The 24,616-nt window shown below is 73.5% G+C and carries 21 protein-coding genes and 1 pseudogene; 19 read left to right on the top strand and 3 right to left on the bottom strand.

The genetic code is table 11. The annotated features are described in order from the left end of the window. Window positions 1-33: 33 nt before the first annotated feature. The 3 genes from VIG76_RS09170 (at window position 34) to VIG76_RS09160 (ending at window position 3,123) form a co-directional block, all read left to right on the top strand. Complete coding sequence (locus VIG76_RS09170; RefSeq protein ID WP_331953375.1) at window positions 34-978, top strand: ROK family glucokinase; 945 nt, start codon at window positions 34-36, stop codon at window positions 976-978. Between the two features lie 72 nt (window positions 979-1,050). Further along, complete coding sequence (locus VIG76_RS09165; protein ID WP_331953373.1) at window positions 1,051-1,737, top strand: lysophospholipid acyltransferase family protein; 687 nt, start codon at window positions 1,051-1,053, stop codon at window positions 1,735-1,737. Window positions 1,738-1,752: 15 nt separating this feature from the next. Beyond that, on the top strand, window positions 1,753-3,123 hold the full coding sequence (locus tag VIG76_RS09160) for a class II 3-deoxy-7-phosphoheptulonate synthase (protein ID WP_414640627.1): 1,371 nt from the start codon (window positions 1,753-1,755) through the stop codon (window positions 3,121-3,123). A gap of 193 nt (window positions 3,124-3,316) precedes the next feature. On the opposite strand, the pseudogene VIG76_RS09155 reads toward VIG76_RS09160, so the two are convergent. Then, a pseudogene (locus tag VIG76_RS09155) lies at window positions 3,317-4,630 on the bottom strand (protein kinase domain-containing protein); the annotation flags it as partial. Between the two features lie 67 nt (window positions 4,631-4,697). Then, window positions 4,698-5,678 (bottom strand): LysM peptidoglycan-binding domain-containing protein, encoded by a 981-nt coding sequence (locus VIG76_RS09150; protein ID WP_331953371.1) that lies wholly within the window; start codon window positions 5,676-5,678, stop codon window positions 4,698-4,700. A gap of 148 nt (window positions 5,679-5,826) precedes the next feature. Here VIG76_RS09150 and VIG76_RS09145 point away from each other — a divergent pair, with 148 nt between their 5' ends. Then, window positions 5,827-6,168 carry an Rv2175c family DNA-binding protein gene (locus tag VIG76_RS09145; RefSeq protein ID WP_331953369.1) on the top strand — a complete coding sequence of 114 codons (342 nt, stop codon included), beginning with the start codon at window positions 5,827-5,829 and terminating at the stop codon, window positions 6,166-6,168. Window positions 6,169-6,469: 301 nt separating this feature from the next. Here VIG76_RS09145 and VIG76_RS09140 read toward each other — a convergent pair whose 3' ends face one another. Beyond that, complete coding sequence (locus VIG76_RS09140) at window positions 6,470-7,588, bottom strand: polyprenyl synthetase family protein (RefSeq protein ID WP_331953367.1); 1,119 nt, start codon at window positions 7,586-7,588, stop codon at window positions 6,470-6,472. Between the two features lie 90 nt (window positions 7,589-7,678). Between VIG76_RS09140 and VIG76_RS09135 the strand changes: the two genes are divergently transcribed. The 15 genes from VIG76_RS09135 (at window position 7,679) to VIG76_RS09065 (ending at window position 24,602) form a co-directional block, all read left to right on the top strand. Beyond that, window positions 7,679-8,026 carry a DUF3040 domain-containing protein gene (locus VIG76_RS09135; protein ID WP_331953365.1) on the top strand — a complete coding sequence of 116 codons (348 nt, stop codon included), beginning with the start codon at window positions 7,679-7,681 and terminating at the stop codon, window positions 8,024-8,026. 271 nt (window positions 8,027-8,297) lie between these two features. Then, window positions 8,298-8,729, top strand: coding sequence for a division/cell wall cluster transcriptional repressor MraZ (gene mraZ / locus VIG76_RS09130; protein WP_331953528.1), 432 nt, complete (start codon window positions 8,298-8,300; stop codon window positions 8,727-8,729). Window positions 8,730-8,893: 164 nt separating this feature from the next. Next, the gene (gene rsmH / locus VIG76_RS09125; protein ID WP_331953363.1) at window positions 8,894-9,844 is read left to right on the top strand and encodes a 16S rRNA (cytosine(1402)-N(4))-methyltransferase RsmH; all 951 of its coding nucleotides are present in this window, start codon (window positions 8,894-8,896) and stop codon (window positions 9,842-9,844) included. A 60-nt stretch (window positions 9,845-9,904) separates the two neighbouring features. Beyond that, complete coding sequence (gene ftsL / locus VIG76_RS09120; protein ID WP_331953361.1) at window positions 9,905-10,357, top strand: cell division protein FtsL; 453 nt, start codon at window positions 9,905-9,907, stop codon at window positions 10,355-10,357. Window positions 10,358-10,446: 89 nt separating this feature from the next. Continuing rightward, window positions 10,447-12,189, top strand: coding sequence for a peptidoglycan D,D-transpeptidase FtsI family protein (locus VIG76_RS09115; RefSeq protein ID WP_331953359.1), 1,743 nt, complete (start codon window positions 10,447-10,449; stop codon window positions 12,187-12,189). Between the two features lie 24 nt (window positions 12,190-12,213). Next, window positions 12,214-13,776, top strand: coding sequence for a Mur ligase family protein (locus VIG76_RS09110; protein ID WP_331953356.1), 1,563 nt, complete (start codon window positions 12,214-12,216; stop codon window positions 13,774-13,776). A gap of 12 nt (window positions 13,777-13,788) precedes the next feature. Then, window positions 13,789-15,216 (top strand): UDP-N-acetylmuramoyl-tripeptide--D-alanyl-D-alanine ligase, encoded by a 1,428-nt coding sequence (locus VIG76_RS09105; RefSeq protein ID WP_331953354.1) that lies wholly within the window; start codon window positions 13,789-13,791, stop codon window positions 15,214-15,216. Continuing rightward, entirely contained in the window at window positions 15,216-16,349 is a 1,134-nt protein-coding gene (mraY, locus tag VIG76_RS09100; protein WP_331953352.1) for a phospho-N-acetylmuramoyl-pentapeptide-transferase, read from the top strand. Before VIG76_RS09105 ends, mraY begins: the two co-directional genes overlap by 1 nt. Next, on the top strand, window positions 16,325-17,803 hold the full coding sequence (murD, locus tag VIG76_RS09095; protein WP_414640626.1) for a UDP-N-acetylmuramoyl-L-alanine--D-glutamate ligase: 1,479 nt from the start codon (window positions 16,325-16,327) through the stop codon (window positions 17,801-17,803). The genes mraY and murD overlap by 25 nt, the downstream gene beginning before the upstream one ends. A gap of 14 nt (window positions 17,804-17,817) precedes the next feature. Beyond that, window positions 17,818-19,080: an FtsW/RodA/SpoVE family cell cycle protein gene (locus VIG76_RS09090; RefSeq protein WP_331953348.1), complete on the top strand. Its 1,263-nt coding sequence runs from the start codon at window positions 17,818-17,820 to the stop codon at window positions 19,078-19,080. After that, window positions 19,077-20,168, top strand: coding sequence for a UDP-N-acetylglucosamine--N-acetylmuramyl-(pentapeptide) pyrophosphoryl-undecaprenol N-acetylglucosamine transferase (locus VIG76_RS09085; protein WP_331953346.1), 1,092 nt, complete (start codon window positions 19,077-19,079; stop codon window positions 20,166-20,168). The genes VIG76_RS09090 and VIG76_RS09085 overlap by 4 nt, the downstream gene beginning before the upstream one ends. Further along, a complete protein-coding gene (gene murC, locus VIG76_RS09080) occupies window positions 20,165-21,583 on the top strand; it encodes a UDP-N-acetylmuramate--L-alanine ligase (RefSeq protein ID WP_331953344.1) in 1,419 nt (472 codons plus the stop codon). The genes VIG76_RS09085 and murC overlap by 4 nt, the downstream gene beginning before the upstream one ends. After that, window positions 21,580-22,410 (top strand): cell division protein FtsQ/DivIB, encoded by an 831-nt coding sequence (locus VIG76_RS09075; protein WP_331953342.1) that lies wholly within the window; start codon window positions 21,580-21,582, stop codon window positions 22,408-22,410. The genes murC and VIG76_RS09075 overlap by 4 nt, the downstream gene beginning before the upstream one ends. A 142-nt stretch (window positions 22,411-22,552) precedes the next feature. Beyond that, a complete protein-coding gene (gene ftsZ / locus VIG76_RS09070) occupies window positions 22,553-23,722 on the top strand; it encodes a cell division protein FtsZ (protein WP_331953526.1) in 1,170 nt (389 codons plus the stop codon). 211 nt (window positions 23,723-23,933) lie between these two features. Beyond that, a complete protein-coding gene (locus tag VIG76_RS09065; RefSeq protein WP_331953340.1) occupies window positions 23,934-24,602 on the top strand; it encodes a YggS family pyridoxal phosphate enzyme in 669 nt (222 codons plus the stop codon). The last annotated feature ends 14 nt before the right edge of the window (window positions 24,603-24,616 follow it).

Raw genomic sequence — 24,616 nt, 5'->3', positions numbered from 1 at the left:
CCTACCGGGGGCCTACCTCTAGGCTTTCGAGCCGTGCAGGCGATCGGGATCGACATCGGCGGCACCAAGATCGCCGGCGGCGTCGTCGACGAGTTCGGTGCCGTCACGGGATACACGCGGGTGCCGACGGATGCGACGGATCCGGCGGCGCTCGAGACCGCGGTCGTCGACATGGTGACGCGGCTGGCCGAGGGCCGGACCCTCCCCGTCGGTGTCGCGGCCGCCGGCTTCGTGGACGCGAGCCGGTCCGTCGTCTACTACGCGCCGAACATCCGCTGGCGCAACGAGCCGTTCCGGCAGCACCTCGAGGACCGCCTCCACCTGCCCGTGATCGTCGAGAACGACGCGAACGCGGCCGGCTGGGCCGAGTTCCGCTACGGCGCGGGGCGCCTCGTCTCCGACATGGTGATGCTGACGAGCGGCACGGGCGTCGGCGGCGCGATCGTCACCGACGACCGGCTGCTGCGCGGCGGCTTCGGGGTCGCCGGGGAGATCGGCCACCTCCGGGTCGTGCCGGGCGGATTGCCGTGCGGCTGCGGCGCGCACGGCTGCATCGAGCAGTACGGCTCGGGCCGGGCGCTGCAGCGGATGGCGAACGAGATCGCGGATGCTGGCGGGATCGGCATCCCCCTCGCGATCGCGCGGGAGGCGGCGGGCGGCACGCTCGACGGCGCCACGATCGCGCGGCTCGTCGACGAGGACGACCCGGGCGCGCTCGGCGCCCTCCGCCAGCTCGGCAGCTGGCTCGGCCAGGCGATGGCGAGCCTCTCGGCGGTCCTCGACCCGCAGCTCTTCGTGATCGGTGGCGGCGTCGCATCCACCGGCGAGAAGCTGCTCCAGCCCATCCGCGCCGCGTACCTCGACCACCTCCCGGCCCGCGGCTACCACCCGGAGCCGGCGTTCGCGGTGGCGGAGCTCGGCAACGACGCGGGCGTGGTGGGCGCCGCGGACCTCGCGAGGACGCACTTCCCGGCGTAGGAGCGATGGCGCGGCAGGGCCTCCGTCCGCCATCCGATACCCTTCGAGGCGCGGAAAGGAGGCCCGGAGCCCATGTTCTACTGGTTCATGAAAGAGGTCTTCGCGGGCCCGTACGTGCGCCGCACCTTCCGCCCGTGGACCACAGGGCTGGAGAACGTGCCGGCGACGGGCGCGGCGATCCTCGCGTCGAACCACATGTCGGTGATCGACTCGATCTTCCTGCCGCTCGTGCTGAAGCGCCCCGTGTTCTTCCTCGCGAAGAGCGACTACTTCACCGGCCGCGGGTTCCGCGGGTTCGTCATCCGCAACCTGATGCGCTCGCTCGGGCAGCTGTCGATCGACCGGTCGGGCGGCAAGGCGTCGGAGGCGTCGCTCGAGACAGGCCTCGAGGTGCTCGGCCGGGGCGAGCTGCTCGGCATCTACCCCGAGGGCACCCGCAGCCCGAACGGCAAGCTCTACCGCGGCCGCACCGGCGTCGCTCGGATGATCCTGCAGGGGCACGTGCCGGTGATCCCGGTCGCGATGATCGACACGGCGAAGGCGATGCCGATCGGCAAGCGGATCCCGAACGTCAAGCGGGTCGGCGTCGTCATCGGGGAGCCGCTCGACTTCTCACGCTTCGCCGGGTTCGAGTCCGACCGCTTCATCCTCCGCTCGATCACCGACGAGATCATGGTCGAGATCGCCCGGCTGTCCGGCCAGGAGTACGTGGACGTGTACGCGAGCACCGTGCGGCAGACCGTCGCGCCGGCCGCGTGACCTGAGGGGAACCGAGTGATCGACTCCACCGAACCCGTGGTCGCCGCGCGCCCCGGCGTGCTCGCGGGCCTCGACCACTGGCGCACGCTGCCCATCGACCAGCAGCCCGCGTGGCCGGATTCGGAGGGCGCGCGTGCCGCCGCGGCGGAGATCGCCACGATGCCGCCGCTCGTGTTCGCCGGTGAGATCGACCAGCTCCGCACCCGCCTCGCGGCGGCGGCCGAGGGCCGGGCGTTCGTGCTCCAGGGCGGCGACTGCGCCGAGACGTTCGCCGGCGCGACCGCGGACCAGATCCGCGCCCGGGTGAAGACGATCCTGCAGATGGCCGTCGTGCTCACCTACGGCGCCTCGGTGCCGGTCGTGAAGATGGGCCGGATGGCGGGTCAGTTCGCCAAGCCCCGCTCGAGCGAGACCGAGACCCGCGACGGCACGACCCTGCCGGCCTACCGCGGTGACATCGTCAACGGCTACGACTTCACCGCCGAGTCGCGCCGCCCCGATCCCGGCCGCCTCGTCCGCGGCTACCACACGGCCGCAGCGACCCTGAACCTGGTGCGGGCGTTCACGCAGGGCGGCTTCGCCGACCTCCGCCAGGTGCACAGCTGGAACCGCGGCTTCGCGGCGAACCCGGCGAACCAGCGGTACGAGGTCTTCGCCTCCGAGATCGACCGCGCGGTGCGCTTCATGGAGGCGGCGGGCGCCGACTTCGACGAGCTGAAGCGCGTGGAGTTCTACACCGCCCACGAGGCGCTGCTGATGGAGTACGAGCGGGCGATGACCCGCATCGACTCGCGCAACGGCACGCCCGTCGACACCTCGGCGCACTTCGTCTGGGTGGGGGAGCGCACCCGCGCGCTCGGCCACGCGCACCTCGACTTCGTCTCCCGCATCCGGAACCCGATCGGCGTGAAGCTCGGCCCGTCGGTGACGCCCGACGAGCTCGAGCGCATCGTCGACCTGCTCGACCCCGACCGCGAGCCGGGCCGGCTGACCCTCATCACGCGGATGGGGGCCGGCCGCATCCGGGACGCGCTGCCGCCGCTGCTCGAGGCCTCGAAGCGGTTCGCGTCGACGCCGCTCTGGATCACCGACCCGATGCACGGCAACGGCATCACGACCCCGACCGGGTACAAGACGCGGCGCTTCGACGACGTCGTCGACGAGGTGCAGGGCTTCTTCGCCGCCCACCGCGCCGCGGGCACCTGGCCGGGCGGGATCCACATCGAGCTCACCGGTGACGACGTCACCGAGTGCCTCGGCGGCTCGGAGCACATCGACGAGGCCGACCTCGCGAGCCGCTACGAGTCGCTCTGCGACCCGCGGCTGAACCACATGCAGTCGCTCGAGCTCGCGTTCCTCGTCGCCGAGGAGCTCACCCGCCGGTAGCGCGGCGTCGGCGGATCCGACGTTTTCAGGATCCGCCGCCGGAATTCAGGACGTCCGGCCGTCGAGCGCGGCGTGGCGTGCCGGAAGTCCTGAAAACGGCGGATGTGGGGAGGCTGCGTCAGTCCGCGGGGCCGGCCGAGACGACCAGCCGCACGCGGGTGTGCCGCGGGAGCGCGGCGAGCCGGGGGAGTGCGGTGCCGTCGGTGGCGTCGACCCGGACGACGCGGCCGGCGGGGCGGCGGGATGCCACATGCTCGGCGCTCGCGAGCCGGAACCCGGCGGACTCGAGCAGCCGTGTCGCGGCGGACGCCGTCTCGCCGGCGACGGCCGGCACCGGCACGGTGGGCACGGTCGCTCCGGCGAGCGCCACGTCGGGCTGCGCGGTGTCAGCCGCCGCATGGCCCGCGGCGGGATTGCCGGGACCCCCGAGATACCATCCGGCCCCACCGGCGAGCAGGCCCGCGACGAGCACGGCGACGAACGCCCAGGTGCCGCGCTTCTTCGCGCGCGCCGCGGCGAGGGCGAGGCGGGTGGGGGCGCCGACGGGAACGGCGGCGGTGCGCTCCCGTGGCCGGGGCGCCTTCGGCTCCACCGGGGCGATCCGCGTCGTGGCGGCCGGCAGCACGGTCGTGCGCTGCTGCGGGCCGGTGCCGCCGCGGCCCTCGCGGATGAGGTGCTGCGTCTCGAACAGCTGGTCGAGCATGGCGCGGGCGTCGCGCGGCCGCTGCTCGGGGTCGCGCGCGGTGGCCCACAGCGTCAGGTCGTCGAGCGCGGCCGGCACCTCGGGGTTCTTCAGGCTCGGCGCGGGCACGGAGTCGTTCGCGTGCTGGTAGGCGATCTGCACCGGCTGCTCGCCGCGGAACGGCTGCTCGCCGACGAGCATCTCGTACATCATGATCCCGACCGCGTAGATGTCGCTGCGGGTGTCCGCGATGCCCCGGGTGACGAGCTCGGGGGAGAGGTACGCGATCGTGCCGAGCAGCGCCTGGCCGCTGGCGGTGTGGCTCGTGGCGGCGCGGGCGAGGCCGAAGTCGCCGATCTTGATCCGTCCGTCGTCCGCGAGGAGCACGTTCTCGGGCTTCAGGTCGCGGTGGATGATCCCGGCCTTGTGCGCGGCGACGAGCCCGGCGAGCACCGCCTCGAGGATGTCCATCGTCTGGTCGGCGGTGAGCCGGCCGTACTCGCCGAGCAGGTCGCGGAGCGTGATGCCCTGCAGGTACTCCATCACCAGGTAGGCGAGGCCGTCGTCCTGGCCCTGGTCGAAGACGTTGACCACGTTGGTGTGGGCGAGGCGCGCGGCGCTGCGGGCCTCCTGGATGAAGCGGTCGCGGAAGTTCGCGTCGTCCGCGAGGTGCGGATGCATGATCTTCACCGCGACGCGGCGGTCGAGGCGCAGGTCGGTGGCGAGGTAGACCGTCGCCATCCCGCCGCGGGCGATCCGGGCGCGCACCTGGTACCGACCGTCGAGGAGGCGGCCGACCATGGGATCGGGAGGCGCCGCGGTCACGCCAGCAGTGTATGGAGCATCACCGGTCGGACAGGGCGCCCTGCCCCGGCGTGGCCCCGGATCGGGATCAGGCTCGGATGAGCCGGGCGGCCCACTCGCGGGCGCAGCGCTCCCACTTCGCGTACGCGGCGGCCGTCGAGAGCTGCTGCACGGTGCAGGCGGCCTCGCCGACGCCCATGAGCTCCCAGCCCGGCGTGCCGAGCAGGCCGACGGCCCCGTGCTCGTCGCCGAGGAAGAAGGCGAGCGCGGCGCGGCGCGGGTCGAGCAGGCCGGCGGCGTCGCCCCATCCGCGGCTCGGCCGCTGCTGGAAGAGGCCGACGCCGTCGTCCTCGCCGAAGTCGAGGTTGCGCAGCGACGAGTCCTGCATCGCGGCGGCGAGGGCGATCACGAGGGCGTCGTGCGGCGCGTCGAGCACGCGGGCGACCGCGGCGATCGCCTCGGCGTTCGCGAGCATGTCGCCGGTGAGCGCCAGTGCGTCGCCGGTGGGGCGCCGCGCGGCATCCGGCAGCACGAGCACGGTCCCGGGCAGGGGCTCCGCGCCCCGGGACAGCCCGTTGGCGAGCAGCAGGGCGGCGACGCCGACGCCGTGGCGGGCGGCGATGGCGGCGGCCGTCTCGCCGGCACGCACCTCGTGGGTGCGCACGGACGGCAGCGGCTGCGCGGCGGGCTTCGGGGCTGCCTTGACGAGCAGCAGGTCGCCCTCGGCGACGTCGGATCGCCAGCTGAGCCCGTTCAGCGCGATCAGGGACGCGGTGCTCACGCCGTGGCGCGCGGCGACGTCGCTGACGGTCTCGCCCGCGAGCACGGCGACCTCGAGCGTGTCGGCCTTCGCGGCCGGCGTGACCGCGGGTGCGGACGGTCGATCCGGTGCCGGCCCGGTCCGACGCTCATCCGAGCGTCTCGAGACCGGGGCCGGGACCGGCACCTGGATCGATCTGGCGATCGAGCCGAGAGCACGCAACCGGCGTTTCGGCCGCACCGCCGCGTGACGCCCCCGCGTCATCGGCTGCGCGACCACCGGTCCGCCCTCGGACAGTGTCGAGCTCATCGCCTTCCTTCTCCCGCCCCTTCCCCCGAGGGGGCGTTGGGTGCACTGTTGCAGCAGAAGCGAAACGAGTCAACGCACGTGGCCGGTGTGAAATGAGTTTACATGTCGGAAACAATTGCGAACCGAACCGGTTTGGCATCCTGGGGGGATGAGCGGTGCGGATGAGCGGGTCTGGTTGACGGTTCCGGATGTCGCCGAGCGGCTCGGAACCACACCGGCCCGGGTGCGGCGCCTGCTCGAGGACAAGTACCTGCTGGCCGCCCGCCGGGACGGCGTGCTCCGCATCCCGGAGGTGTTCCTCCGCGACGGCGAGCCGATGCCCGAGCTGCGCGGCACCGCGATCCTGCTCGGGGACAGCGGCTTCGACGACGACGGCGCGGTCGCGTGGCTGCTCGACGCCGAGGACAGCCTCGGCGCCGCGCCGATCGACGCGCTCCGCGCCGGCCGCAAGGCCGAGGTGCGGCGCGTGGCGCAGGCGCTCGCGCTCTAGCATCGCGTCCCGGCCGTAGGGCATCGCGCCGGGCGTAGGGGCGACACGCGTGATTCGGTGTACATGCTGGACGGATGCCTACGGCCGGGACCGGGGCGGGCGGCTGAGGCGCGTGCACGGCGGATGCCGGTGCGGGCCTTCGTGGCAGGGGCGTGGGCAGGGAGGGATGTGGGGGCCGCCTGGGCGCGTCGGTCCCACGTGTAGGGGGATGTGCCGGGCGTAGGGACGACACGCGTGATTCGGCCTACATGCTGGACGGATGCCTACGGCCGGGACGGGGCTTCAGGCCGAAAGGCAGCGGCTACGCCGTGCGGACGCTCACCGAGTCGGCGAGCGAGGAGAGCGCGTCGCGGGCGTCGGCGGTGAGCGGGGCGTCCTCCAGTGCGTCGAGCGCCCGCTCCACGTTCATGGTGATCATCCGCTCGACCGCGTCGATCGCACCGGACGCGCGGATGGTCTCCTGCAGCGCCTGCACCTGGTCGCCGTCGAGCTCGGGGTCGCCGAGGAGCTCGTCCACCGTGCGCTTGGCCGACGGTGGCAGCGTCTGCCGGGCGAGGGCGATCAGCACGGTGCGCTTGCCCTCGATCAGGTCGTCGCCGGCGGGCTTGCCGGTGACCTCGCTGTCGCCGAAGACGCCGAGCAGGTCGTCGCGCAGCTGGAAGGCGACGCCGAGGGGGAGACCGAAGTCGCGGAGGGCCGACAGCTGGGCCATGCTCGCGCCGCCGAGGCTCGCGCCGATCGCGAGCGGCGCCTCGATGGAGTACTTCGCGGACTTGTAGACGATCACCCGCTCCGCGACCTCGAGCGCCTGCTCGTCCGGCACGTCGGGCCAGGCGGCCTCGGCCACGATGTCGAGGTACTGGCCGGCCGTGACGTCGGTGCGCATCCGGTTGAACTCGACGCGCGCGGCGCGGGCGTCGTCCCGGTCGCCGAGCCGGTCGATCGACTCGGCGAACAGCTCGTCGCTCCACACGAGCAGCAGGTCGCCGAGCAGCAGTCCGGACGACATCCCGAACCGGGTGGCGTCGCCGACCCAGTTGCGCTCGCGGTGCTCGCGCTCGAACAGGCGGTGCGCGGCGGGCATGCCGCGGCGGGTGTCGGAGGCGTCGATGAGGTCGTCGTGGACGAGCGCCGCGGCGTGGAACAGCTCCAGCGCGGCGGCCGCACCGATGACGGCGGGGAGGTCGCGGCGGCCGGCGTCACCGAACGGGTCGTCGACCCCGTCGAAGCCCTGCACGGCCTGCCAGCCCCAGTAGCAGAACCGCGCCCGGTAGCGCTTCCCGAATCTTAGGAAGTCCCGCGAAAAGCGCTCGAACGGCGCCGTGTCGTCGGCGATCGCGGCGAGAATCGGACTGCGCTGGTCGAGGAACTCGTCGATCCGCGCTTGCACGAGATCCACGAGCCTTGCACCGGCGCTCATACCGCCTAGCCTAGCCGTGGGGCCCGCAGGTACACTCGCCCCAGTCGACGGTCGAGTGCCGAAGCATCATTCGGGAGAAGAGGGATCCGGATGCCACTTTCCGAGCAGGAGCAGCGACTTCTCGACGAGATGGAGCGCAGTCTCTATCACGGCGACGCCGACTTCGTGGCGGCCGTCGGCCGCGTGCGCACCGGCGTGAACTACACGGCCCTGATCGGGGGCGTGCTGCTCGCGATCGCGGGTGTCGGGGTCCTCCTCGGTGGTGTCCTCCTCCACGCCTGGCCCGTCGGGGTCCTCGGCTTCATCGCCATGTTCGCGGGCGTGCTGCTCGCGGTCGGCACGCCGCGCCGTCGAGCCGGCTTCTCGGGCGCGCCGCGACGTCGCGGCTCGTTCATGGAGCGGCTCGCCGCCCGCTGGGAGCGCCGCCGCCAGTCCTGACCTCCTCACCCCTTCTTCCCGAAGCCCCGCCGACCGCCAGGTCGAGCGGGGCTTCGTCGTTCCCGCTCCACATCGCTCCCCGCCGGGCGGTGACGAGCGCATCCGCGGCTCCGCCGCGTCCGCGCGCGCCCGCATGCGAGCGGCGCGCCGTCCTCCTGTCCCCAGTTGAGGGGAGGAAGCGCCTCGGATGCGCCCTTCGCGGTAGGCGGAGTGGAGGGCTGTGGAGTAATGTGGGGGATCAGACCAGCACCGCGTGAGGGGGTGGGGTGCCGTGTTCCTCGGTACCTACGCGCCCAGACTCGACGAGAAGGGGCGGATCATCCTGCCGGCCAAGTTCGCGGACGACCTCGCCGATGGCGTCGTCATGACCCGCGGGCAGGAGCGCTGCATCTACGTGTTCAGCGCGGCGGAGTTCGCCTCGATGCACGACCGCATCCGTCAGGCCCCGGTCACGAGCCGCGGCGCCCGCGACTACCTGCGCGTCTTCCTCTCGGGCGCCCATGACGAGACGCCCGACAAGCAGCGTCGTGTGACCATCCCGCCTGCGCTCCGCAGCTACGCGGGGCTCGAGCGCGAGCTCGCGGTCCTCGGCGTCGGCGACCGGGTCGAGATCTGGGACGCCGCCGCGTGGGAGCGCTACCTCGCCGAGCACGAGGACGCCTTCGCCGACACCGCGGGGGAGGTGGTCCCCGGGATCCTCTAGGCCCGTGCCGCTCGACTCCCAGCCGTGACCGAAGGCCCTGACACCACTTCCCCGGTGGCAGGTCCAGGTTCCACAGCCCGCCCTGACACACTTCCCCGGTGGCAGGTCGGGAACACGGATGGGGATCCGGCAGCACGGGCCCGAGCGGAGCGGGGCGCGCGCCCATGACCACATCGCTCCACGTCCCGGTGCTCCTCGAGCCCACCCTCGACCTCCTCGCCCCGGCCCTCGCGCACGACGGCGCCGTCGTCGTCGACGCGACGCTCGGCCTCGGCGGCCACGCCGAGGCGATGCTCGCCCGCTTCCCGGGCGTCACCGTCGTCGGCATCGACCGCGACCCGAACGCGCTCGCGCTCACCGCCCTGCGCCTCGCGCCCTACGGCGACCGGGCCCGGCTCGTGCACGCCGTGTACGACCGGATCTCCGAGGTGCTCGACGACCTCGGCCTCGACGCCGTCGACGGGGTGCTGTTCGACCTCGGCGTCTCCTCGATGCAGCTCGACACCGACGACCGCGGCTTCAGCTACGCCCGTGACACCCCGCTCGACATGCGGATGGACCCGGACGAGCCGCGCACCGCCGCCGACGTGCTCGCCACCTTCTCCGAGGGCGAGCTCGCCCGCATCTTCCGGGTCTACGGCGAGGAGCGGCTCGCCGGCCGCTACGCGCGGGCGATCGTCCAGGCCCGCGCGGACACGCCGCTGACCCGGTCGGGCGACCTCGTCGCCGTGCTCGACGCGGCCACGCCCGCGGCGCTGAAAGGCGCCGGCCATCCGGGCAAACGCGTCTTCCAGGCCCTGCGGATCGAGGTGAACCGCGAGCTCGAGGTGCTCGAGCGCGCGGTGCCCGCCGCGCTGGACGCGCTGGCAATCCGGGGACGGATCGTCGTGCTGTCCTACCATTCGCTCGAGGACCGCATCGTCAAGCGGGCGATCACCGCCCGCACGGTCTCGACCGCCCCTCGGGGACTGCCGGTCGAGCCGGAGGAGTCGGCCCCGACCTTCCGCATGCTGACCCGGGGAGCCCCCGGGGCGGATCCTGTGGAGGTCGAGAGGAATCCGAGAGCCGCATCCGTGCGGCTCCGGTCGGCGGAACGCGTTCGGGGGAACGCGTGATCGCCGGAACACCGCCCGTCACGGGCGGCTTTGGAGTACCGAACAGTTGGGGGACTGTTGATGAGCTCTGCACTCGCGTTCGACCCTGTCCACAGGCCGATCGTCCCGACGGCGTCGTTCGCGCCGGAACGGGCGCCATCCGCTGAACCGCTCGCGGTCCCGCGGCCGTCCGTCCGGCCGAAGGTCCTCGGCGCCTCGGTGATCGTCGTCGGCGTCGGCTGCGTCCTCGCGGCGCAGCTCCTGCTCTCGATCGGCACCGCCGACGGCGCCTTCCGCCTGCAGTCGCTGCAGGAGCGCTCCGTCGAGCTGTCCCGCGAGCAGGTGGTGCGCACGGAGCAGCTCCAGACGCTCGCCGCTCCGCAGCACCTCGCGGCGCGTGCTGCGGCGCTCGGGATGGTCCCGCAGGACGTGCCCGCGTACCTCACCCGCTCCGGGAAGGTGCTCGGCGCGCGGTCGGTCGCGGCCACGGGCACCTCGACGGGGGCCGTGCCGGACGCCCTGCTCACCCGCTGACGGCACGCCGGGGCGGGCTGACGGCACCCGCCGCCCGCTCGCGTAGCGTGCCGGGAGGCCGGGTCCCGGCCGTGCACGGAGGGGGAGCGATGCGACGCACGCGCCGCGCCGCGCGCCTCCGGCCCGCCATCGTGCTGCTGCTGGTGGTCGTCTCGGCGGCCGTGTTCCTCGTCCACCTCGTCGACGTGCAGGTGGTGCACGCGAGCGCGCTGCGGGCCGAGTCGAAGGACCGGCGCAGCCAGAGGGTCGACGTCCCCGGGGTGCGCGGCGACATCCTCGACGCCTCCGGCGTGCAGCTCGCCACGACCGTGCCGCGTTACACGATCACCGCGTCGCCGCGGCTCGCGGCGGCAGGGGGCGGCGTGCCGGCCGCCGGGAAGCGGATCGCCGCCGCGCTCGGCGTCGGGTCCGCCGCGATCGTCGGCCGGCTCACCGCGGACCCGACCTCCGACTACGCCGTCGTGGCGAGGTCCGTGACGCTCGCGGCGCTGACGAAGGTGAAGGCCCTCGACGTCCCGTGGCTCTACTACCAGCAGACCGGCAAGCGGGTCTATCCGAGCGGCGCCGTCGCCGGCAACATCGTCGGCTTCGTCGGCGCGCAGGGCCAGCCGCAGGCCGGCCTCGAGTACTCCGACAACGCCTGCCTCGCGGGCTCCGACGGCGTGACCCAGTACGAGAGCGCGCTCGACGGCACGGCGATCCCGGGCAGCGCCGTCGTCGAGAAGGCCGCGAAGCCCGGCGGCACCGTGCGGCTCACGATCGACCGCGACCTGCAGTGGTACGCCCAGCAGGTGCTCGCCGCCCGGGCGAAGCAGACCGGCGCGAAGTGGGGCTCCGTCGTCGTCGAGGAGGTCGCGACCGGCAAGCTGCTCGCCGTCGCGGACTGGCCGACGGTCGACCCGAACGACGTGAACGCGACCGCCTCCCGCGACACCGCCGCCCTCGGCTCCCGCGCCTTCACCGCGCCGTTCGAGCCGGGCTCCACGATGAAGTCGATCACCTCCGCCGCCCTGCTCGACGCCGGGCTCGCGACCCCGCGCTCGGAGGTGACGGCGCCGTACAGGCTCGTCGCCGGCGGCGCGAACGTCAACGACAGCGAGTACCACGGCGCCGAGCGGCTCACCCTCACCGGCGTGCTGGTCCAGTCGAGCAACACCGGGATGTCGCTGCTCGGCTCCCGGATGGCCGACGCCATGCGGTACCGCTACCTCCAGCGGTTCGGCTTCGGCACCCCGACGGACGTGCGTTTCGGCGCGGAGGCGTCGGGCGACCTCGGCGTCGGGGCGCCGAGGTGGGATCCGCAGTCCCGGCTCGCGACGATGTTCGGGCAGGGCCTCACGACCACCGCCGTGCAGATGGCGAGCGCCTACGCGACGATCGCGAACGGCGGCGTGAAGGAGCCGGTGCGGCTCGTCGACAGCTGCACGGCCGCCGACGGCACCGTCACGAAGCCCGCCGTGAGCAGCCCGTCCCGGGTCGTCAGCGCATCCGCGGCCCGGTCGACCGTGTCGATGCTCGAGAACGTGGCGACGAAGGGCTGGCTCGCCGCCGACGTGAGGATCCCGGGGTACCGGGTCGGCATCAAGACCGGCACGGCGCAGGAGTCCGACGGCCGGGGCTCCTACGCGAAGGGCTTCCTCGTCTCCATGGCCGGCGTCGCGCCGGCCGATCATCCGAAGTACGTCGTCTACGTCGATCTGGACGCGCCTTCTAAGATGAACACGTCGCAGGCGACGGCGCCGGTCCTCCGTCAGGTGATGGCACGGGTGCTGCAGCAGCACGACGTGGTCCCGTCGGGCACGAGGTCGCCGGACCTGCCGACGAGCTGGTGACGGGACCGAAGTGAAGGGGATGGCGTGAGCGAGGCTTCGCTCCGGCCCGAGCATCCGGTTCCCCGGTCGCTCGCACGGCTGGCCGACGAGTTCGGATTCGAGACGGCAGCGGGGGACCCCGGCGAGGTCGAGGTGACCGGTGTCGCGATCTCCTCCAAGGCGGTCGAGGACGGCGACCTGTACGTCGCGCTGCCCGGCCGCAACGTCCACGGCGCGTCGTTCGCCGCCGAGGCGGTCGCAGGCGGCGCTGTCGCGGTGCTCACCGACCCGGCCGGCCTCGCCGCGGCCCGGGAGGCGGACGTCCCGGTGCTCGTCACGGCGGAGCCGCGCGCGGCGCTCGGGGCGGTGTCCTCGTTCGTCTACCGCACCGACGACGGCCTGCCGACCCTCTACGCGGTCACCGGCACGAACGGCAAGACCTCCGTCGTGCACCTGCTCGACGGGCTGCTCGGGCAGCTCGGGGTGCTCGCCGCGCTCACCTCGACGGCGGAGCGGCGCATCGGCGACGTGCGCCTCGACTCGCACCTCACGACGCCCGAGGCCAGCGACCTGCACGCGATGCTCGCGCGGATGAAGGAGGCGGGCGTCCGCGCCGCCGCCATCGAGGTCTCCGCGCAGGCGCTCACCCGGCACCGCGTCGACGGCGTGCTGTTCGACGTCGCGGGCTTCACGAACCTCTCGCACGACCACCTCGACGACTACGCCGACATGGAGACCTACTACGCGGCGAAGCTGCAGCTGTTCGACCCCGACCGGGCGTCCCGCGGCGTGGTGCTCGTCGACGGCGAGTGGGGCAGGCGGATCGCGGACGAGTCCCGCATCCCGATCGCGACGATCGCGCTCGGTGACGCGGCCGCCGACTGGCACGTCGTCGTCGTCGAGGAGCGGGCCGACCGCACCACCTTCACGCTCACCGCGCCCGACGGCCGGTCGCTGACCACCTCCGTGCCGTTCTTCGGCGCCTACATGGCCGCCAACGCGGCGCTCGCGATCGTGATGCTCGTCGAGGGCGGCATCGATCTCGGCGAGATCGAGCACGCGACCGCCCGCGACGGCGGCATCGACGCCTTCATCCCCGGCCGGATCGAGCGGCTCTCCGGCGACCGCGGCCCCGCGTTCTACCTCGACTACGGGCACACGCCCGACGCCTTCCTCACCACGCTGAAGGCGCTGAAGGCCGTCACGCCCGGCCGCGTCGTGATGGTCTTCGGCGCCGACGGCGACCGCGACACGACGAAGCGCTTCGACATGGGCGCCATCGCGGCCAGGGAGTCGGATGCGGTCGTCATCACCGACTTCCACCCGCGCAGCGAGGACCCGGCCGCCATCCGCGCCGCCCTGCTGGAGGGCGCCCGCACCGCCCGTCCGGACGGCGAGCTGCACGAGGTGCCCGACCCCCGGGAGGCCGTGCGGGTGGCCGTCTCGCTCGCCGGGGACGGAGACTCGATCCTCTACGCTGGGCCCGGCCACGAGAACTACCGGGAGGTCGCGGGGGTGAAGCTGCCGTACTCGGCGAGGTCCGACGCGCGCATCGCGCTGCAGGAGGCGGGCTGGGAGCCCGCCTTCGCCGGGATCGACGAACGGTAGCGGGGACCCCACGTGATCGCACTTCCGCTCGCCGAGATCGCCCGCGCCGTCGACGGCGCGCTCGAGCTCGGCACCTCCGGCGCCATGCCCGAGACGATCGTCGACGGCCCGGTGGAGACCGACAACCGCGACCTCGTGCCCGGCGGCGTCTTCGTCGCCCGCCGCGGCGAGACGACCGACGGCCACCGCTTCGGCGAGGCGGCCGCCATGGCCGGCGCCGCGCTGCTCATCGTCGAGCGCGTGCTGCCGCTCGCGGTGCCGCAGATCGTCGTCCCCGACGCCACCGAGGCCCTCGCGGCCCTTGCCGGCTTCGTCGTCCGCCGTGTCAAGGAGCAGGGCCGGCTGAAGATCGTCGGCGTCACCGGCTCGAACGGCAAGACGACGACGAAGAACCTGCTGAAGGAGATCTGCGGCCGCGCCGGCCGCACCGTCGCGTCCCGCGCCTCGTTCAACAACGAGGTCGGCGGCCCGCTCACCATGCTCGAGCTCACGCTCGACACCGACTTCCTCGTCGCCGAGATGGGCGCGAGCCACGTCGGCGACATCGCCAGGCTCGTCGGGCTCGCGCATCCGGATGTCGGCGTCGTGCTGAAGGTCGGCCTCGCGCACGCGGGCGAGTTCGGCGGCATCGAGAAGACTGTGGTGGCGAAGTCGGAGATGGTCCGCGACCTCACCGAGGCCGACGTCGCCGTGCTGAACCGCGACGACCCGCGCGTGATGGGCATGGCCGAGGTCACCGCGGCCCGCGTCGTCACCTTCGGCGTCGCGCCGGGCGCCGACGTCACCGCGCTCGACATCGACGCGAGCGCCGCCGGCACCCGCTTCGACCTCGTGCTGCCCGACGGCGAGCGCCGGCCGGTCGCCTTCGCCGTGCTCGGCGAGCACCACGTCGCGAACGCGCTCGCCGCGGCCGCCGCCGCCAACGCGCTCGGCATCGACGCCGACACCATCGTCGCCGGCCTCCAGGCCGTGACGCGTGCTGAGCGCTGGCGGATGGAGGTGCTCGCCACCGACCCCGTCACCGTCATCAACGACGCCTACAACGCGTCGCCCGACTCGATGGCCGCCGCGCTGAAGACACTCGTGCAGATCGCGCCGGGCCGCTCCATCGCGGTCCTCGGCGAGATGAGCGAGCTCGGCGACCTCGCGGGGGAGGAGCACGACCGCATCGGCCTGCTCGCCGTCCGCCTCGACGTGGACCAGCTCCTCGTCGTCGGCGAGGGCGCCCGCCGCATCCACCTCTCCGCGATCGCGCAGGGGTCGTGGGACGGCGAGAGCCTCTACGCCGCCACGATGGAGGAGGCCGAGGCGCTGCTCGCCGCGATGATCGAGCCGGGCGACACCGTGCTCGTCAAGTCGTCGAACTCCGCAGGGCTCCGGCACCTGGGCGACCGCATCGGTGAGCGCTGGGCGACCGCCTCCGCAGGGAGCACCGCCTAGTGCAGGCGCTGCTCACCGGCGCCGCCGTCTCGCTGCTCTTCACCCTCTTCCTCACGCCGCTGTTCATCCGGATGTTCCGGCGGCTGCAGTGGGGGCAGTTCATCCGCGACGACGGGCCCGTCTCCCACCACGCGAAGCGCGGCACGCCGACCATGGGCGGGGTCGTGATCATCCTCGCGTCCGTCCTCGGCTACTTCATCGGCCACTTCACCGGTGACACGAGCGTCACCCAGTCGGGGCTGCTCGTGCTGTTCCTGATGGTCGGGCTCGGGCTCGTCGGCTTCACCGACGACTTCATGAAGACCCGCCACCAGCGCAGCCTCGGCCTCGGCGGCTGGGCGAAGATCGCGGGCCAGATCCTCGTCGCCACGGCGTTCGCGCTGCTGGCGCTGCAGTTCCCGAAGCAGCTCACCGCGACCGAGCGGGTCACGCCGGCCTCGACCGCGGTCTCCCTGCTCCGTGACGTGCTGCCGAACGGCAGCACCCTGAACTTCGTGCTCCTGCTCGGCGTCACCGGCGGCACGATCGTCTTCGTCCTGTGGATCTGGGCGATCGTCACGGCCACCTCGAACGGCGTGAACGTCGCCGACGGCCTCGACGGCCTCGCCACCGGCGCATCGATCTTCGCGATCGGGTCGTACGTGATCATGGGCTTCTGGCAGTTCAACCAGTCCTGCGGCAACCCGGACCTCATCCAGGACAACGCGTTCAAGTGCTACGACGTGCGTGACCCGCTCGACCTCGCCGTGGTCGCGGCGTGCATCACCGGCGCGCTCATCGGGTTCCTCTGGTGGAACACGTCGCCCGCGCAGCTCTTCATGGGCGACACCGGCTCCCTCGCCCTCGGCGGCGCACTGGCGGCCCTCGCGGTGTTCAGCCGCACCGAGCTGCTCCTGCTGTTCACGGGCGGCCTGTTCGTCATCGTCACCGGCTCGGTCATCCTGCAGCGGGCGTACTTCAAGGTCACCGGCGGCAGACGCATCTTCCTGATGAGCCCGCTCCACCACCACTTCGAGCTGAAGGGGTGGGCGGAGGTCACCGTCGTCGTCCGGTTCTGGATCATCGCCGGGCTGCTGGCCGGCGTCGGCGTCGGCATCTTCTACCTCGAGTGGCTCACCCGGACGGGACCGTGAGCGCCGGGCGGATCGCCGGGCTGACCGGCTGGCACGCCGACTGGCGGGGCCTGAAGGTGGTCGTGCTCGGCGCGGGTGTCACCGGGTTCGCCGCGGCGGACACGCTGGTCGAGCTCGGCTGCGACGTGCTGGTCGCGGCGAGCGCCGCGACGGACGAGCGCCGCGAGCTGCTCGACGTGATCGGCGCCCGGCTCGTCACCGCCGACCCGGCCGGCCAGGCCGCGGCGCTCGCCGCGCACGAGCCCGACCTCGTCGTCGTGAGCCCCGGCTACCACCCGGACGACCCTGCGCTGCAGGCGGCGGGCGACGTCCCCGTCATCGGCGACGTCGAGCTCGCCTGGCGGCTCCGCGACAAGACCGGCGACCCCGCCGAGTGGATCACGATCACGGGCACGAACGGCAAGACGACGACCACCCGACTCGCCGCGGCGATGCTCGCCGCCGACGGCCGCCGCGTCGCGGCCTGCGGCAACATCGGCGTCCCGGTGCTCGACGCCGTCCGCGATCCGCAGGGCTTCGACGTGCTCGTCGTCGAGCTCTCGAGCTACCAGCTGCACTGGATGGAGCAGGTCGCGCCCGTAGCGAGCGCCTGCCTCAACGTCGCTGACGACCACCTCGACTGGCACGGCTCGTTCGAGGCGTACGCCGCTGCGAAGGGCCGCGTGTACGAGCGCACCCGCATCGCCTGCGTCTACAACCTGGCGGATGCGACGACCGAGCGGCTCGTCCGCGAGGCCGACGTCGTCGAGGGCTGCCGCGCCATCGGCTTCACCCTCGGGGTGCCGGCCGTCTCGGACCTGGGCGTCGTCGACGGCGTGCTCGTCGACCGGGCCTTCCTCGACCAGCGGGCCTCGTCGGCCCTGGAGCTCACCACCGTCGACGCGCTGCGGGAGCAGGGCCTCGATGCCCCGCACGTCGTCGAGGACGTGCTCGCGGCCGCCGCGCTCGCCCGGGCGGTCGGCGTGGCACCCCGCGTCATCCGCGAGGCGCTGCGCAGCTTCCGCCTCGATCCGCACCGCATCGAGCGGATCGGCGAGATCGACGGCGTCGTGTTCGTCGACGACTCGAAGGCGACGAACCCGCACGCCGCGGCGGCTTCGCTCGGGGCCTTCGAGCGGGTCGTCTGGGTGGCCGGGGGCCTCACGAAGGGCGTCGACGTCGCCCCGCTGGTCGGTGCCGCGGCCGAGCGGCTGGCGGGCGTCGTGCTCATCGGGACCGACCGGTCCGCCTTCCTCGCCGCGCTCGAGCGACACGCGCCGGGCGTCCCGGTCGCCGAGGTGACCGCGGGGGAGACTGACGACGTGATGGCCGAGGCCGTCCGCGCGGCGCTGGAGCTGGCGTCGCCCGGCGACGTCGTCCTGCTCGCACCGGCCGCCGCGTCCATGGACCAGTTCACCGACTACGGCGACCGGGGCAGACGCTTCGCGGAGGCGGTGCGCGCGGCCGCGTCGTAGGACGAGGAGACCGGATGGAGACCGACACCGCGATCGAGGGCCCCACGGCGCCGGTCGTGCCCCTGTTCGGGAAGCGGCGGCCGCCGACCTTCCGGATCGCCCTGCCGCCGCTGCCGAAGGTGGGCACCGGCAACTACTACGCCCTCGGTGCGGTCACCCTCTTCCTCGGCGTGTTCGGGCTCGTGATGGTGCTGTCCGCGTCGTCCGTCGAGCAGGGCCAGGACCTCGGCAACCCCTACTTCGACTTCGGCAAGCAGGCCATGGCGGAGGGCGTCGGCGTCGCGGCCATGCTGCTCGTGTCCCGCGCGCGGCCGCGGCTCCTGCTCGTCTCGGCGCCCTACGTGTTCGCCGGCGCGCTCGTGCTCCAGCTGCTCACGGTGCTCACCCCGCTCGGCACGTCCGTGAACGGCAACCGGAACTGGATCCGCATCGCCGGCACGAGCGTGCAGCCGTCCGAGTTCGTGAAGCTCGGCCTCGTGCTGGTGCTCGCGGCGTTCTTCGCGCGGAAGAAGGCGGAGCGCCTCGGCGTGCTCGACCTGGCGCCGGTGCTGCTGCCATCCGGCCTGGCGATCGGCTCGGTGCTGCTCGGCAAGGACCTCGGCACCTCGCTGATCATCGGCGGCATCGTCTTCGCCGGGATGTTCTTCGCCGGGGTCCGCTGGCCGGTGCTCGGCGCCTACGGCCTGCTCGTGTCGTCGGTGATGGTGGTGGGGGCCGTCACGCGCGGCTCCCGCGTCGACCGCATCCTCGCCTGGCAGTCCGGCTGCGGCAACGACGTGCTCGGGACCTGCTGGCAGTCGACGCAGGCGACCTGGGCGCTCGCGAACGGCGGCCTGTTCGGCGTCGGGATCGGCAACTCGGTGTCGAAGTGGTTCTGGCTGCCCGAGGCCGACAACGACTTCATCCTCGCGATCATCGGCGAGGAGACCGGCCTCGTCGGCCTGCTCGTGCTGCTCGCCCTGTTCGTCGCGCTGACCGTCGTCGCGCTGCGCATCTACACGAGCACCCCTGACCGCTTCACCCGTGCGGCGTCGGGGATGGTGCTCGCGTGGCTCGTGGGGCAGGCGTTCGCGAACATCGCCGTCGTGCTCGGCATCGCGCCCGTCTTCGGAGTGCCGCTGCCCTTCATCTCGTCCGGAGGATCCTCGATGATCGCCAACCTGCTCGCGGTCGGCTGCCTGATGGCGCTCGCCAACCAGGTCCCCGAACCGCAGGCCGGGGGAGCCGCGGCCGATCATCCGTCGAGGGGCGGCGCCCGCACCGGGAGCCGCGGATGAGCCGCTGGGTGCTCGCCGGCGGCGGCACCGCCGGCCACGTCAACCCGCTGCTCGCCGTCGCCGACGCGCTGACGGCGACCGGCGACGAGGTGCTCGTGCTCGGCACCGCAGAGGGGCTCGAGGCACGGCTCGTGCCGCAGCGGGGGTACGAGCTGCTCGTCATCCCGCGCCTGCCGTTCCCGCGCCGGCCGAACCGCGCGGCGCTGCGCTTCCCGCGGGCCGTCGTCGGCTCGATCGGCCTCACCCGCCGGTACCTGCGCGCCCGGGGGATCGACGGCGTGATCGGCTTCGGCGGCTACGCCGCGGCGCCCGCCTACCTCGCCGCCCGGCGCTCGCGCGTGCCCTTCGCGATCCACGAGCAGAACGCGAAGCCGGGCCTCGCGAACCGGCTCGGCGCCCGTCTCACCCGGGCCGTCGGGGTCACCTTCGCCGGCACGCCGCTGCCGCACGCGGAGGTCACCGGGATGCCGCTGCGACGGGAGATCGCCGACCTCGACCGCACCGCCCGGCGCGCCGAGGCCCGCGCCGAGCTCGGCCTCGACGCCGACGCGCCCGTGCTGCTCGTCACCGGCGGCTCCCTCGGGGCGGAACGCCTGAACCGCACCGCCGTCGCGAGCGCCGAGGCGGTGCTCGCCGCGGGCTGGCAGGTGCTGCACCTCGCGGGGGAGCGCACCGAGGTGCAGGACCCGGGGCTGCCCGGCTACCGGATGCTCCCGTACGCGGATCGGATGGACCTCGTGCTCTCCGCTGCCGACCTCGCCGTCTCGCGGGCCGGGGCATCGACCGTGAGCGAGCTCGCCGCGCTCGGCCTGCCCGCGGTCTACGTGCCCTATGCCGTCGGCAACGGCGAGCAGCGCTTCAACGCCGCCGGCGTGGTGGAGGCAGGGGGCGCGATCCTCGTGCCCGACGCCGAGTTCACGCCCGAGACCTTCGCCCGCGTCGTGCTGCCGCTGCTCGCCGACCGGGATCGCATCGCCCGCATGGCTGCGGCGGCCGGCGGCAACGGCGTGCGGGACGGCGCCGAGCGGATGGCGCGCCTCGCCCGCAGCGTGCTTCCGGCAGGGTCCCGCGTAGGGTTCCGCGCATGACGATCAAGCCGGATCTCACCGTGCCGATCCCGGATCGGCTGGAGCGCGTGCACTTCGTCGGCGTCGGCGGCGCCGGGATGAGCGGCATCGCCCGCCTCTTCCTCGCCCGCGGCGCGACGGTGTCCGGATCGGACCGCGGCCGCAACGCGAACACGGACATGCTCCGCGACCTCGGCGCCACGATCTCGATCGGCCACGCCGCCGAGCACGTCAGCGAGGTCGACGCGGTCGTCGTGACGAGCGCCCTCTGGCCGGACAACCCCGAGCTCGCCGAGGCGCGCCGCCGCGGCATCCCGGTGCTGCACCGCTCGCACGCGCTGAAGGCGCTGATCGGCGGCGACCGGCTCGTCTCCGTCGCCGGCGCGCACGGCAAGACCACGACGACAGGGATGCTCGCGGTCGCGCTCGACGCCCTGGGTGCCGACCCGAGCTTCGTGGACGGCGGCGTGATCAAGGACTTCGGCGCCTCCTCCCGGATCGGTGGCGGCGACGTGTTCGTGGTCGAGGCCGACGAGTCGGACGGGTCCTTCCTGCTCTACGACACGGCCGTCGCGCTCGTGCTGAACGTCGACGCCGACCACCTGGACCACTACGGCACGGCCGAGGCGTTCGACGACGCCTTCGTGACGTTCGGCGCGCAGGCGTCCGAGCTGCTGGTCATCAACGCCGACGACCCCGGCGCCCGGCGCGTGCGGGACCGGGTGCGCGGGCAGCGCGTCCGCACCTACGGCGAGGACGCCGGCGCCGACGTGCGCGTCTCCGACATCCGCACGGATGGGCAGGCCGAGGGCGTGCTGACCGCGGACGGGGCGTCGGCGCGCCTCCGGCTGCGGATCGCGGGGCGGCACAACGTGCTGAACGCCGCGGGCGCCGTCGCGGTGCTGCTCGGCCTCGGGTTCGGCCTGCAGGAGTCCGCGGACGCGGTCGCGCGGTTCGGTGGCACCGGCCGTCGGTTCGACATGCAGGGCAGGGTGAACGGGATCAGCGTCTACGACGACTACGCCCACCTGCCCGCCGAGGTGGACGCCGCCCTCACCGCGGCGCGCACCGTCGTCGGCGACGGGCGGATCCTTGCCGTGCACCAGCCGCACCTCTACTCGCGGACGCAGGCCATGGCACCGCGCTTCGCCGAGGTGCTCGAACGCACCGCGGACCACACGATCGTGCTCGACGTCGACGGCGCCCGCGAGGACCCCGTGCCCGGCGTGACCGGCGAGCTCGTCTCCAGCCGCTTCCGCGAGGCCTCCGCGGTCGACTACGTCCCGGACTGGCAGGCGGCCGCCGAGCGCGTCGCCGAGCTCGCCCGGCCGGGCGACTTCGTGATCACCCTCGGCTGCGGATCCGTGTACCGGATCGTCCCGCAGATCCTCTCGGCCCTCGGGTCGCGGGAGGCCGCGGCCCCGCTGCACCGGTGAGGCGACCGACCGACGTGGTGGCGCCGCCCGCGCCACCGCCGACGCTCCCGACCCCGATCGGGCGCTCCGTGCTCCGCGCCGACCGGAAGCGCATCCGCCGGGCCGTCGCCGAGCGGCGTCGGGCCGAGTCGTCCGAGGTGCGCCGCTTCACCCGTGCCATGCGGCGGCGCCGCATCCTCATCGGCGCGGCGGCCGGCTTCCTCGTGGTCTCCGTCGCGACGCCCGTGCTGCTCGCCGTGTCACCGGCCTTCGCCGTCCGCACCGTCACCGTGACCGGCGCCGATGCGGCGCTGTCCGGGCAGGTGCGGCAGGCCCTCGCCGGGGAGGTCGGGGTGCCGATCGCGCTCGTCGACGAGGCGGCCCTCACCCGGCGGATCGGGTCGGTCGCCGGGGTGGCGAGCTTCACCGTCGCCCGCCTCCCACCCGGCACGCTCGCCGTGCGGGTGGTGGCGCGCACCGCCGTCGCGCAGGTGCGGACCGCCGGCGGGTACGCGCTCGTCGACGCCGCGGGCGTGGCGCTTCGCGCATCCGCGACCCGGCTGCCGGTCGTCCCGCTCGTCACCGCGCAGCCCGGCAGCACCGGGTTCGGGGCCGCGGCCGCCGTGCTGGCGACGCTGCCCGCGGCCCTGCGCAGCCAGGTGACGACCGTCGGGGCGCGGACGGCCGACGACGTGACGCTCACCCTGCAGCACGGCCGCACCGTGGTGTGGGGGAGCGCCGACGACGGGCCCGCGAAGGCTGCGGCTCTCGCCGCGGCCCTCGTGAGGGTCGCGAAGGGTCAGCACCGGATCGACGTCTCGGTGCCCGGCTCCGTCTCCGTCGGCTGACGCCGACGATCCGCGCCGACCCCGGCGCGTCGGTTCCCGATCGCGGCCCTGCGCCACCTACCTTCGGTGCGTGCGGAATCGCGCACTGAACAGGAGTTTCACCTTCAAGTAGAGGTTGAAGCCCCGGATGGAAGGCCCCTTCGTGACGACGAACCAGAACTATCTCGCCGTGATCAAGGTCGTCGGTGTCGGCGGCGGCGGCGTGAACGCCGTCAACCGGATGATCGAGCTCGGCCTCCGCGGCGTGGAGTTCGTCGCCATCAACACCGACGCGCAGGCGCTGCTGCTCTCCGACGCCGACGTCAAGCTCGACGTCGGCCGCGAGCTCACCCGCGGCCTCGGCGCCGGCGCGGACCCCGAGGTCGGCCGCCGCGCCGCCGAGGACCACGCCGAGGAGATCGAGGAGGCCCTCGCTGGCGCCGACATGGTCTTCGTCACCGCCGGCGAGGGCGGCGGCACCGGCACCGGCGGCGCGCCCGTCGTGGCGCGGATCGCGAAGTCGATCGGCGCGCTCACCATCGGTGTCGTCACGAAGCCGTTCTCCTTCGAGGGCAAGCGGCGCCTCCAGCAGGCCGAGCGGGGCGTCCAGTCCCTCGCCAACGAGGTCGACACCCTCATCGTCGTGCCGAACGATCGGCTGCTCGAGATCAGCGACCGCGGCATCTCCATCGTCGAGGCGTTCCAGACCGCCGACCAGGTGCTGCTCGCCGGTGTGCAGGGCATCACCGACCTCATCACCACGCCGGGCCTCATCAACCTCGACTTCGCCGACGTGAAGAGCGTCATGCAGGGCGCGGGCAGCGCGCTCATGGGCATCGGGTCGGCACGCGGTGCGGACCGGGCCATCAAGGCGGCCGAGCTCGCCGTGGCCTCGCCGCTGCTCGAGGCCTCCATCGACGGCGCGCACGGGGTGCTCCTGTCGATCCAGGGCGGCTCGAACCTCGGGATCCTCGAGATCAACGACGCCGCGAAGCTGGTCCAGGAGGCCGTGCACCCCGAGGCGAACATCATCTTCGGCGCGGTCATCGACGACACCCTCGGCGACGAGGTGCGGGTCACCGTCATCGCCGCGGGTTTCGACGGCGAGAACATCCGCGACCGCCGCGCCGACGTGCGCCGCAGCAACTTCGTCGAGACGCCCCGCACCGGCTCCACCCCGGCCGCGGTGCCCGCGGCCGCCGAGCAGCACACCACGGGCTCCCACGAGTGGCAGCTCGTGGCCGAGTCGACCACCCTCACGCAGACGAGCGACCTCGACGCCGACTACGACGACGAGGACGACGACCTCGACATCCCCGAGTTCCTCCGCTAGCACCTCGAGGCTCGACCGCTCGCGGCCGGCGGGTCGCATCCGCGGCGCAGCTCCGGACGCTCGGAGCGCTGCTGAACGACCCGAACTGCGACATGGACATCGTCGCTGCGGTTCGTGGCGCAGTTTCGGATGCTTCGAACGCTCCTGAGCGGCCCGAACTGCGCCATGAGTCCGGCGTGTGTCGCCCGCGCCGCCCGGTAGCGTCGGCGGGGTGACGGACGACGGGCTCGAGCAGCGGCTCGGCGCGGTGCGGGAGCGCGTCGCGGATGCCGCGAGGCGGGCCGGCCGCGATCCGGCGGGGATCACCACGATCGTCGTGACGAAGTTCCAGCCGGTCGAGCTCGTGCAGCGGCTCGCCACGCTCGGCGTGCAGGACTTCGGCGAGAGCCGGCATCCGGAGGCGCGCGACAAGGCCGCCGCGCTGCCCGAGGCGACGTGGCACTTCATCGGGCAGCTGCAGACGAACAAGGCCCGGCAGGTCGCCCGATACGTGCAGGCGATCCACTCGGTCGACCGCGATCCGCTCGTCGACGCCCTCGCCGCCTGGACGGGGACCGTCTTCCTCGAGATCGACCTCACGGGTGGCGCCGAGGGCCGCGGTGGCGCCGCTCCCGGGCGGGCGGCCGCCCTCGCCGAGCGGGTGCTGGCGACGGGGACCCTCCGTCTCGCGGGCGTGATGGCCGTCGCGCCGCAGGACGAGGAGCCCGCCCGCGCGTTCGAACGGCTCGCCGGCGTCGCCGCCGACGTGCGCCGCGTCGCGCCCGACGCGACGGCGATGTCGGCCGGCATGTCCGGCGACTACGAGACCGCGATCGGGTTCGGCGCGACACACCTTCGGATCGGCTCGGCGATCACGGGTCCGAGGCCCGCGAGGGGCTAGAGTCCGGATCGGGC

Origin of the sequence: Amnibacterium sp. (assembly GCF_036559085.1) — a bacterium.
In the GTDB taxonomy this organism is placed as follows: domain Bacteria; phylum Actinomycetota; class Actinomycetes; order Actinomycetales; family Microbacteriaceae; genus Amnibacterium.
Note: the sequence above shows the minus strand (reverse complement) of the source record. Positions and strands in the feature narration are given on the sequence as shown.

Coding starts and splice junctions, on each gene's coding strand:
- VIG76_RS09165 (WP_331953373.1), top strand. CDS start 1,051: ATGTTCTACTGGTTCATGAAAGAGGTCTTCGCGGGCCCGTACGTGCGC.
- VIG76_RS09150 (WP_331953371.1), bottom strand. CDS start 5,678: ATGAGCTCGACACTGTCCGAGGGCGGACCGGTGGTCGCGCAGCCGATG.
- VIG76_RS09145 (WP_331953369.1), top strand. CDS start 5,827: ATGAGCGGTGCGGATGAGCGGGTCTGGTTGACGGTTCCGGATGTCGCC.
- VIG76_RS09140 (WP_331953367.1), bottom strand. CDS start 7,588: ATGAGCGCCGGTGCAAGGCTCGTGGATCTCGTGCAAGCGCGGATCGAC.
- VIG76_RS09135 (WP_331953365.1), top strand. CDS start 7,679: ATGCCACTTTCCGAGCAGGAGCAGCGACTTCTCGACGAGATGGAGCGC.
- rsmH (WP_331953363.1), top strand. CDS start 8,894: ATGACCACATCGCTCCACGTCCCGGTGCTCCTCGAGCCCACCCTCGAC.
- ftsL (WP_331953361.1), top strand. CDS start 9,905: ATGAGCTCTGCACTCGCGTTCGACCCTGTCCACAGGCCGATCGTCCCG.
- VIG76_RS09115 (WP_331953359.1), top strand. CDS start 10,447: ATGCGACGCACGCGCCGCGCCGCGCGCCTCCGGCCCGCCATCGTGCTG.
- VIG76_RS09090 (WP_331953348.1), top strand. CDS start 17,818: ATGGAGACCGACACCGCGATCGAGGGCCCCACGGCGCCGGTCGTGCCC.
- VIG76_RS09085 (WP_331953346.1), top strand. CDS start 19,077: ATGAGCCGCTGGGTGCTCGCCGGCGGCGGCACCGCCGGCCACGTCAAC.
- murC (WP_331953344.1), top strand. CDS start 20,165: ATGACGATCAAGCCGGATCTCACCGTGCCGATCCCGGATCGGCTGGAG.